At 67.9% G+C, this 8,660-nt stretch carries 10 protein-coding genes; 8 read left to right on the top strand and 2 right to left on the bottom strand.

The features are described 5' to 3' along the window. Both WAN02_RS18780 and WAN02_RS18775 read right to left on the bottom strand, forming a co-directional pair. On the bottom strand, window positions 1-1,527 hold a 1,527-nt coding region (locus tag WAN02_RS18780; protein WP_422265750.1), incomplete at its 3' end, for an ATP-dependent DNA helicase. A gap of 35 nt (window positions 1,528-1,562) precedes the next feature. Then, window positions 1,563-2,906: a nicotinate phosphoribosyltransferase gene (locus tag WAN02_RS18775; RefSeq protein WP_422265748.1), complete on the bottom strand. Its 1,344-nt coding sequence runs from the start codon at window positions 2,904-2,906 to the stop codon at window positions 1,563-1,565. Window positions 2,907-2,954: 48 nt separating this feature from the next. Between WAN02_RS18775 and clpS the strand changes: the two genes are divergently transcribed. The 8 genes from clpS (at window position 2,955) to rdgB (ending at window position 8,656) form a co-directional block, all read left to right on the top strand. After that, window positions 2,955-3,257 (top strand): ATP-dependent Clp protease adapter ClpS, encoded by a 303-nt coding sequence (gene clpS / locus WAN02_RS18770; protein WP_325689856.1) that lies wholly within the window; start codon window positions 2,955-2,957, stop codon window positions 3,255-3,257. A gap of 6 nt (window positions 3,258-3,263) precedes the next feature. Then, window positions 3,264-3,833 (top strand): DUF2017 domain-containing protein, encoded by a 570-nt coding sequence (locus WAN02_RS18765; protein WP_422265747.1) that lies wholly within the window; start codon window positions 3,264-3,266, stop codon window positions 3,831-3,833. After that, window positions 3,833-4,861 carry a P1 family peptidase gene (locus WAN02_RS18760; RefSeq protein ID WP_422265746.1) on the top strand — a complete coding sequence of 343 codons (1,029 nt, stop codon included), beginning with the start codon at window positions 3,833-3,835 and terminating at the stop codon, window positions 4,859-4,861. Before WAN02_RS18765 ends, WAN02_RS18760 begins: the two co-directional genes overlap by 1 nt. A 42-nt stretch (window positions 4,862-4,903) precedes the next feature. Then, window positions 4,904-5,551: a rhomboid family intramembrane serine protease gene (locus WAN02_RS18755; RefSeq protein ID WP_422265745.1), complete on the top strand. Its 648-nt coding sequence runs from the start codon at window positions 4,904-4,906 to the stop codon at window positions 5,549-5,551. Between the two features lie 25 nt (window positions 5,552-5,576). Continuing rightward, a complete protein-coding gene (gene murI, locus WAN02_RS18750; protein ID WP_422265744.1) occupies window positions 5,577-6,404 on the top strand; it encodes a glutamate racemase in 828 nt (275 codons plus the stop codon). A gap of 70 nt (window positions 6,405-6,474) precedes the next feature. Further along, entirely contained in the window at window positions 6,475-7,248 is a 774-nt protein-coding gene (locus tag WAN02_RS18745; protein WP_422265743.1) for a cyclic nucleotide-degrading phosphodiesterase, read from the top strand. Window positions 7,249-7,277: 29 nt separating this feature from the next. Beyond that, complete coding sequence (rph, locus tag WAN02_RS18740) at window positions 7,278-8,057, top strand: ribonuclease PH (RefSeq protein ID WP_422265742.1); 780 nt, start codon at window positions 7,278-7,280, stop codon at window positions 8,055-8,057. Beyond that, on the top strand, window positions 8,054-8,656 hold the full coding sequence (gene rdgB, locus WAN02_RS18735) for an RdgB/HAM1 family non-canonical purine NTP pyrophosphatase (RefSeq protein WP_422265749.1): 603 nt from the start codon (window positions 8,054-8,056) through the stop codon (window positions 8,654-8,656). Before rph ends, rdgB begins: the two co-directional genes overlap by 4 nt. The last annotated feature ends 4 nt before the right edge of the window (window positions 8,657-8,660 follow it).

The raw sequence follows: 8,660 nt of genomic DNA, 5'->3' as shown, positions 1-8,660 counted from the left end.
GTCGTCGCCCTGACACAGCACCGGCGTCGACAGCCGCTCGGACATCGCCTCAGCGGCCGCGCGTGCGGCACGCATCGACGAAAACAGCCCGAGCGTGCGCCCGCCCGCCGCGGTGACGAGTTCGGCGATCTCGGTCAGCTGCTCGGCCGAGCCGGTGCCCTCGCGGCCCGGCGGCGGCAGATGGGCCGCGATGTAGAGGATCCCGGCCTTGGCATGCTGAAACGGCGATCCGACGTCGATTCCGCGCCAAGGCATTTCGGTATCGGCCAGCCCCCACGCTTTGGCCATCGCGTCGAACGAACCGCCGACGGTCAGCGTCGCCGAGGTCAACACCGCCGTCGAGTCGGCGAACAACCGGGTGCGCAGCAGTCCGGACACCGACAACGGCGCCACCCGCAGCACGGTTCTCTTCGACCCGCGGTTGTCCTCGTGGTCCAGCCAGACCACATCGGTGCGGTCGGGGATCGCCGGCCCGAACGACACCAGGATGCGTGTTGCGGTGTCAGCGATCTCGGCGAGGCTGGCGACCGCCTCGGCCCGCGCCGAGGCGGCCTTGGGGTCGGTCGGTGACGTATCGATGGTGGACCTCGCGGCGGTGGCCGCGTCGCGCAGCGCCGCGAGATGGGTGGCGAGCTCGTCGTCGAGGTGGTCGATACGGCCGGCCGACGCGTCCTGGATGGCCGCGGTGAAGTTGGCCGATGCCCGTTCCCATCGCTGCATGAGCTCCGGTTCGACCAGCCGGGCTGTGCGCCGGGAGGCGACGCCGAGCGCGGTCGCCGACAGCTCGCCGGTGGCGACCGCGGTCACCCGGTCCACCAGGTCGTGCGCCTCGTCGACGACGAGCAGCTGATGCTCGGGTAGCACGGTCGAGTCGGCGACGGCGTCGATGGCCAGCAACGCGTGGTTGGTGACGACGACATCGGCTTGACCGGCAACGGCGCGGGCTTTTTCGGCGAAGCATTCGGTGCCGAACGGGCAGCGGGCCATGCCGAGGCACTCGTGAGCGGACACGCTGACCTGCGTCCACGACCGGTCGGCGACGCCGGGCTTGAGGTCGTCGCGGTCGCCGGACTCCGTCGTCGACGCCCAGGCGGTGAGCCGCTGCACGTCGCGACCCAACGCGGTGGCTGCCTGCGGCGAGAAGAGCTCCTGAGGTTCGCTATCGGCATCGGCGGCAGCGCCGCTGTGAATCTTGTTGAGGCACAGGTAATTCTGTCGACCCTTCAACAACGCGAAGCGGGGCTCGCGGGGTAACGCATCGCTGAGCGCGTCGACGAGCTGGGGCAGGTCGCGACTGACCAGTTGGCGCTGCAGGGCGATCGTCGCGGTCGACACCACGACCGGGGCGTCGTCGGAGACCGCGCGGCTGATCGCCGGAACCAAGTACGCCAACGACTTTCCGGTGCCGGTGCCCGCCTGCACGGCCAGATGCTCGCCGGTTTCGAAGGCGCGGGCGACCGCGTCGGCCATCTCCAGCTGACCGCTGCGTTCGCTGCCGCCCAGTGCCGCCACCGCAGTGGCCAGCAGCTGCGTGGTCGGCGTTGGGGCGTCGTCGGTCGTGGCTACTCCTGCGTGTCGGTCGGTGGACGTCGTGTCGAGATCTGGGTGGTGGGAATTGCCGGGTCGCCGTGCGACAACATCAGACCCTCCCACGGCAAGCTTCGCAAGCCGGATGCCACCAGCTTGCGTGCCACGCCCAGAGCTCCAGGGCCCAGGTCGATCACCGTCCTGCCGCTGCGTACCAAGGGAATCGTCAGCACCCGCGAGGGCTCGGTGTTCTGCGCCTGCTGTGGCGGTTCGCCGATCGGATGCACAATCTCCTCGGTGATCGTGCCCGTCGAACGGGATAGCCGCAGCGCCTCTTTGCGGCCACCGTGGGATTCCTTGCGGACGCTGCGCTTCTCGACGGGCACGCCATCGACTTCGACCAGCTTGTAGACCATGTTCGCGGTGGGCGCACCCGAACCGGTGACCAGCGAGGTGCCGATCCCGTAGCTGTCCACCGGCTCGGCTCGCAATCCGGCGACGGCGAATTCGTCGAGATCGCCGGAGACCACGATGCGGGTTCGGCTGGCCCCGAGCCGGTCGAGTTGGTCGCGGACCTGGCGGGCCAGCACGCCCAGATCGCCGGAGTCGATGCGCACCGCGCCGAGTTCGGTGCCGGCGGCCGCCACCGCATTGGCCACGCCGGTCGTCACGTCGTAGGTGTCGACCAGGAGCGTGGTGCCGGCGCCCAGAGCAGCGACCTGCGCCGCGAACGCGCCCGGCTCGTCGGGTCCGTCCGGGCCGTCGTACAGCAGCATGAAGGCATGCGCGCTGGTGCCCTCGGTAGGTACGTCGTAGCGGCGGTGAGCCTCGAGGTTGGATGTCGCAGCGAATCCCGCGAGGTAGGCGGCGCGCGCCGCGGCGACCGCAGCACGCTCGTGGGTGCGGCGCGAGCCCATGTCCATGAGCGGCCGTCCTTGAGCGGCGCTGACCATGCGCGCGGCCGCTGACGCAACGGCGGTGTCATGGTTGAAAATCGACAGCGCCAGCGTCTCGAGCACCACACATTCAGCGAAGCTGCCGGTAACCGAAAGCACCGGCGAGCCAGGGAAATACAACTCACCCTCGGCGTAGCCGTCGACGTCGCCGCTGAACCGAAAATCGCGCAGGTAAGCCAGTGTGTCCACATCGAGGAATTCCGCCAACGATTCGCACGCGACGTCGTCGAACCTGAACTCGGGCAACGCCTCCAGGAACCGTCCCGTCCCAGCCACCACGCCGTATCGGCGTCCGTCCGGCAACCGACGAGCGAACAGCTCGAACGTGGCCCGGCGGTGCGCGGTGCCGTCGCGCAGCGCCGCCGACAGCATGGTCAACTCGTACCTGTCGGTCAGCAGCCCGGTGTAGACCGAGTTGTTCACTCCGCAACGGTATCGGTTGCTCGACCGCGGCTCGGTATCGTGGCACCCATGGTTGCGTCAGCCCCGACAAAGCCGGGAACGACTGGGCAGCGGGAAGCCGACTCGGTTGAAGCCACGGCCGCCCCCTGGGTGACCATCGTGTGGGACGATCCGGTCAACTTGATGAACTACGTGACGTACGTCTTCCAGAAGCTGTTCGGCTACAGCGAGCCGCACGCGACCAAGTTGATGCTGCAAGTCCACAACGAAGGTAAGGCCGTGGTGTCGGCGGGCAGCCGGGAAGCCATGGAGGTCGACGTGACGAAGCTGCACGCGGCAGGGCTGTGGGCCACCATGCAGCAGGATCACTGAGATCGAGTGCGTAAGTGGAAGCGGGTTGAGACCGCCGACGGCGCCCGATTTCGGTCCGCTCTGGACGCGCACGAGGCGGCGTTACTGAAGAATCTGGTCGCCTCGATGATCGGGCTGCTCGAGGAACGCGAATCGTCGTCTCCGCAAGACGAACTCGAACAAATCACCGGCATGAAGACCGGCAACTCCGAGCCGCCGGACAATGTGACCCTGCAGCGGCTGCTGCCAGACTTCTCCAAGCCGGACGGCGCCACGGATGAGGCCACCGACAGCCTGAACGCCGCCTTGCGCAGTCTGCACGAGCCCGCGATCATCGACGCTAAACGCGTTGCGGCACAACAACTACTGGACACACTTCCGAATGAAGGCGGCAAACTCGAGCTGACCGAGGACATGGCCAACGCCTGGACCGCGGCTGTCAATGACCTGCGCCTGGCCCTGGGCACCATGCTCGATATCCGCCCGGACGGCCCTGATCGCCTGCCCGACGACCACCCAATGGCCCCGCACCTCGACGTCTACCAGTGGCTGACCGTGCTGCAGGAGTATCTGGTGCTGGCGCTGATGGGGTCGTGATGAACGCGATCACCGACGTCGCCGGAATCCTGGTCGGCGACTATCACCGGCTGGACCCGGACGCGACGATGGGTGCGGGCTGGGCGAGTGGGGTCACCGTCGTCCTGACGCCGCCCGGCACCGTCGGGGCCGTCGACGTTCGGGGCGGGGCGCCCGGCACTCGGGAAACCGATCTGCTGGACCCGGCCAACAGCGTGCGCTACGTCGACGCGGTGCTGATCGCCGGTGGCAGCGCCTACGGGTTGGCTGCCGCCGACGGGGTGATGCGGTGGCTGGAGGAGCACGACCGCGGCGTGGCGATGACCGGCGGGGTCGTGCCGATCGTGCCGGCCGCGGTGATCTTCGATCTCGAGGTCGGCGCGTGGGGGAACCGTCCCACCGCCGACTTCGGCTACGCCGCCTGCCAGACGGCTGGAACCGATGTGGCCCTCGGCACGGTCGGCGCCGGGGTGGGGGCATGCGCGGGTGTGCTCAAAGGCGGCGTCGGAAGTGCGTCGACGACGCTGACGTCCGGGGTGACCGTCGGGGCGCTGGTCGTGGTGAACTCCGCCGGCAACGTGGTCGACCAGGGCACCGGCTTGCCGTGGCTGAGCTACCTGGTCGAGGAGCTCGGTCTAATGGCGCCGCCGGACGTGCAAGTCGCCGCCCTCGCCGAGCTCGAATCACCGCTGAGCTCGCTGAACACGACGATCGCGGTGGTTGCGACCGATGCCGCGCTCAGCCCGGCGGCCTGCCGGCACATCGCGAGCACTGCTCACGACGGGCTTGCCCGCAGCATCCGGCCGGCGCACACCCCGGTTGACGGCGACACGGTGTTCGCGCTGGCCACCGGCGCCATCGAGGTGGCGCCATCGGCCGACGTGCCAGCCGCATTCTCGCCGGAAACCGCCCTGGCCAGCGCCGTGGGTGTGGCAGCAGCCGATTGCCTGGCGCGCGCGGTGATCGAAGCGGTGATCGCCGCTGACGCCGTGGCCGAAATACCGACCTACCGGGGCCTGTTGCCTGGCGCATTCGAGCGACGCCGGTAGCTTGGACGAAGCGGGGGTTGCTGTGGAAAGGCAGCTACGGCGGTGACAAACCAGATTCACACATCGGCGCGGCAGCCGAAGAAGCGTTCGCCGATACTGGTCGGCGGGGCCACCATCATCAGCTTCGTGGCGCTGCTGTACATCGTCGAGGCATTCGATCAGCTCAACGGTCACCGATTCGACGACAACGGCATCCGCCCACTCGAGACCGACGGCCTGTGGGGGATTCTGTTCGCCCCGCTGTTGCACGCGAACTGGGCGCACCTGGCCGCGAACACCGGGCCGGCGCTGGTGCTGGGCTTTCTGGTGACCTTGGCCGGTCTGTCGAGATTCCTCTGGGCGACGGCGATCGTGTGGATAGTCGGCGGGCTCGGCACCTGGCTGATCGGCAACTTGGGATCGCCCTGCGGCGAGACTGACCACATCGGCGCCTCTGGGCTGATCTTCGGCTGGCTGACCTTCCTGCTGGTGTTCGGGTTCTTCACCCGTTCGGCCTGGCAGATCGTCATCGGGCTGATAGTGCTGGTTGTGTACGGCGGAGTTCTGTGGGGTGCCGTGCCAGTGCTCAACGTCTGCGGTGGAGTGTCCTGGCAGGGCCACCTCTGCGGCGGCATCGCCGGCGTGCTGGCGGCGTACTTGTTATCCAGCCCCGAACGCCAAGCGCGCGAGCGTCGCCGCAAAGGGCCGTAGCGGTCCGGTCAATAATTGAGTCGACATGAGTAACGCACTGGCGCCCATCGGGGTGTTCGACTCCGGCGTGGGCGGGTTGACAGTCGCCCGCGCGATCATCGACCAGTTGCCCGATGAGGACATCATCTATGTCGGCGACACGGGCAACGGCCCCTACGGTCCGCTCACTATTCCCCAGATTCGCGAGCACGCTCTGGCTATCGGTGACGACCTCGTCGACCGCGGCGTGAAGGCGTTGGTGATCGCCTGCAATTCCGCGTCGTCGGCCTGCCTGCACGACGCCCGCGAACGCTACGACGTGCCGGTGGTCGAGGTGATCCTGCCCGCGGTCCGCCGGGCCGTTGCCGCCACTCGTAACGGTCGCATCGGCGTGATCGGTACACAGGCTACGGTCACCTCCGGCGCCTACCAGGACGCCTTCGCCGCCGCCCGCGACACCGAGATCACCGCCGTTGCCTGCCCGCGGTTTGTCGACTTCGTCGAGCGCGGCATCACCAGCGGCCGTCAGGTGCTCGGCTTGGCCGAGGGTTATCTCGAGCCGCTTCAGCGCGCTGACGTGGACACGCTGGTGCTCGGCTGTACCCACTACCCGCTGCTGTCCGGCCTGATCCAGTTGGCGATGGGCGACGCGGTCACGCTGGTATCCAGCGCCGAGGAGACGGCGAAAGAGCTGCTTCGTGTGCTGACCGAGGTTGATCTATTGCATCCCCACCCCGAGCGCCCAGGCGTTGTTTCTCCGCGCCGAACGTTCGAGGCCACCGGCGACCCCGAGGCGTTTCTCGCACTTGCGGCCCGGTTTCTGGGACCGGTGATCACCGGCGTTGAACCCGTTCGTCACACCCACGTTTCCTAGGTATGCGGATGATTCTGCTCACCCAATGCGGCCATGTTTTCTCCATCGTGGTACTGGGCATGGCACAGTAGTGACCGTGCGAATTACCGTGCTGGGCTGCTCCGGGAGCGTTGTTGGCCCGGACTCGCCGGCATCGGGTTATCTGCTGAGGGCACCGGATACGCCGCCCTTGGTGATCGACTTCGGTGGAGGCGTGCTCGGCGCGTTGCAGCGGCATGCCGATCCGGGTGCGGTTCACGTGTTGCTGTCGCACCTGCACGCCGATCATTGCCTCGACCTACCGGGGTTGTTCGTCTGGCGCCGCTACCATCCGTCGCCGCCCAAGGGGAAGGCGTTGCTGTACGGCCCGAGCGACACGTGGTCGCGCCTCGGCGCGGCGTCGTCGCCGTTCGGCGGCGAGATTGACGACTGCTCTGACATCTTCGACGTGCATCACTGGGTCGACGGTGAGGCCGTGACGATCGGCGCGGTCAACGTCACGCCCAAGCTGGTGTGCCACCCGACCGAGTCGTACGGCATGCGGATCACCAATCCGGACGGTGCGTCATTCGTCTACAGCGGCGACACCGGCTACTGCGAGACCATCATCGACCTGGCCCGCGGCGCCGACGTGTTTCTTTGTGAAGCGTCCTGGACGGATGCGCCCGATCGTCCACCCAACCTGCACCTGTCCGGTACCGAGGCCGGGCGCATTGCGACGGCAGCAGGCGTAGGGGAGTTGTTGCTGACCCACATCCCGCCGTGGACCTCGCGTGAGGACGTGATCAGCGAGGCCAAAGCCGAATTCGGCGGTCCGGTGCACGCGGTGGTGTGCGGCGAGACATTCAACGTTGGGCGCTCCTGAGCGGCTGAGCGCACGCTAGGGTTGGCTGCGTGTCAAAACGAGAAGACGGCCGCCTCGACGACGAGCTTCGACCGGTTGTCATCACCCGCGGATTCACCTCTCATCCCGCAGGTTCGGTGGTGATCGAATTCGGCCAGACCAAGGTGCTGTGCACCGCCAGCGTCACCGAGGGTGTGCCCCGCTGGCGTAAGGGCTCCGGCTTGGGCTGGCTCACCGCCGAATACGCGATGCTGCCGTCAGCCACCCACACGCGCAGCGACCGGGAATCCGTGAAGGGCCGGCCGTCCGGGCGCACGCAAGAGATCAGCCGGCTGGTCGGCAGGTCGTTGCGGGCCTGTATCGACCTGGCGGCGTTGGGGGAGAACACCATTGCCATCGACTGCGATGTGCTGCAAGCCGACGGCGGTACCAGGACCGCTGCGATCACTGGCGCGTACGTCGCGCTGGCCGACGCGGTGACCTACCTCTCGGCGGCCGGCAAGTTGTCGGATCCGCGGCCGCTGTCCTGTGCGATCGCCGCGATCAGCGTCGGCGTCGTCGACGGGCGGGTCCGGGTCGACCTGCCCTACGAGGAAGACTCCCGCGCCGAGGTCGACATGAACGTGGTCGCCACCGACACCGGGACGCTCGTCGAGGTGCAGGGCACCGGCGAGGGCGCCACCTTCCCGCGGTCGACGCTCAACAAACTGCTCGATGCTGCCGAGGGGGCGTGCGAGAAGCTGTTCGTCGCGCAGAACGAGGCGTTGGCGTTGCCCTATCCGGGCGTCCTGCCCGAGGGTGGCACACCGCAGAAGGCGTTCGGAAGCTGACCCGCTTGCTGGTCGCCAGCCGAAACCCCAAGAAGCTGGCCGAGTTGCGGCGGGTATTGGACGCAGCCTCGCTTTCAGGGTTGACGCTGGTGTCACTCGACGACGTGCCCCCGTTCGACGAAGCACCGGAAACCGGTGCGACGTTTGAGGATAACGCGCTGGCCAAGGCTCGCGACGGGTTCGCGGCGACGGGATTGGCGACCGTCGCCGACGACTCGGGGCTGGAAGTGGCTGCGCTCAATGGGATGCCCGGTGTGCTGTCCGCGCGGTGGTCGGGCACGCATGGTGACGACGCCGGCAACACGGCGTTGCTGTTGGCGCAGCTGCGCGACGTGCCCGACGAGCGTCGTGGCGCGGCCTTCGTCTCGGCCTGCGCACTGGTGTCCGGTTCGGATGAGGTCGTCGTCCGCGGCGAGTGGCCCGGCTCGATCGCTCGCGAGGCGCGCGGCGATGCGGGCTTCGGCTACGACCCGGTGTTCATCGCGGACGGCGAGAATCGCACTGCGGCACAGCTGACTTCGGCGGAAAAGGACGCGGCATCGCATCGCGGTCGCGCGCTCGCGCTGTTACTGCCGGCTCTACGCGCTTTGGATCACTGAAGGT

This window comes from Mycobacterium sp., assembly GCF_049281135.1.
GTDB lineage: Bacteria > Actinomycetota > Actinomycetes > Mycobacteriales > Mycobacteriaceae > Mycobacterium.
Note: the sequence above shows the minus strand (reverse complement) of the source record. Positions and strands in the feature narration are given on the sequence as shown.

What these genes read in the sequence shown, in the direction of transcription:
- clpS (WP_325689856.1), top strand. Translation starts at nt 2,955, where the DNA reads ATGGTTGCGTCAGCCCCGACAAAGCCGGGAACGACTGGGCAGCGGGAA.
- WAN02_RS18760 (WP_422265746.1), top strand. Translation starts at nt 3,833, where the DNA reads ATGAACGCGATCACCGACGTCGCCGGAATCCTGGTCGGCGACTATCAC.
- murI (WP_422265744.1), top strand. Translation starts at nt 5,577, where the DNA reads ATGAGTAACGCACTGGCGCCCATCGGGGTGTTCGACTCCGGCGTGGGC.